This window comes from Devosia psychrophila, from assembly GCF_000971275.1.
GTDB classification, from domain to species: Bacteria; Pseudomonadota; Alphaproteobacteria; order Rhizobiales; family Devosiaceae; genus Devosia; species Devosia psychrophila.
In genome coordinates, this window is record NZ_LAPV01000229.1 from 1 (window position 1) to 539 (window position 539).

The window sequence follows — 539 nt, forward strand, 5'->3', positions numbered from 1 at the left end:
GTTCTCGGCCACGTCGCGCGGCGAGGCCTTGAAGCCAGCGTTCGGCTTGAGCTTGATCACGCCCTGCGCCTGCAGCAGCAGGAGCGCGCGGCCGCCGTTGGTCGGGTCGTTCGGCAGGCCGAAGCGCGCGCCGTCCTTCAGATCCTTCAGCAACTTGATCTTCTTCGAGTACACGCCCATCGGGAAGGTGATGGTCTGGCCGATGCTCACGAACTTGTAGCCGCGCGTGGCGATCTGGTCGTCGAGGTACGGCTGGTTCTGGTAGCTGTTGGCATCCAGGTCACCGGCAGCCAGCGCCGCGTTCGGCTGGATGTAGTCGTTGAACTCGACGATCTGCAGCTTCAGGCCGTCCTTCTCGGCGACCTTCTTCACTTCTTCCATGATCTCGGCGTGCGGGCCGGCGGTCACGCCGATCTTGATCGGCTTGCTCTGCGCCAGGGCGCTGCCTGCGACCAGTGCCAGCGCCAGAGTGCCAGTAGCCAGGCTCGCGGACCATTGCAGCAGTTGACGACGATTCATTGTGTTCCCCCGTTGGTATG

Annotated in this window: 1 protein-coding gene; it reads right to left on the reverse strand. The window is 63.8% G+C overall.

The window, feature by feature from the left end; genetic code table 11:
* Positions 1-519: MetQ/NlpA family ABC transporter substrate-binding protein (locus WH91_RS21290; RefSeq protein ID WP_046173024.1), on the reverse strand; the 519-nt coding region annotated here is incomplete at its 3' end.
* Positions 520-539: the final 20 nt, after the last annotated feature.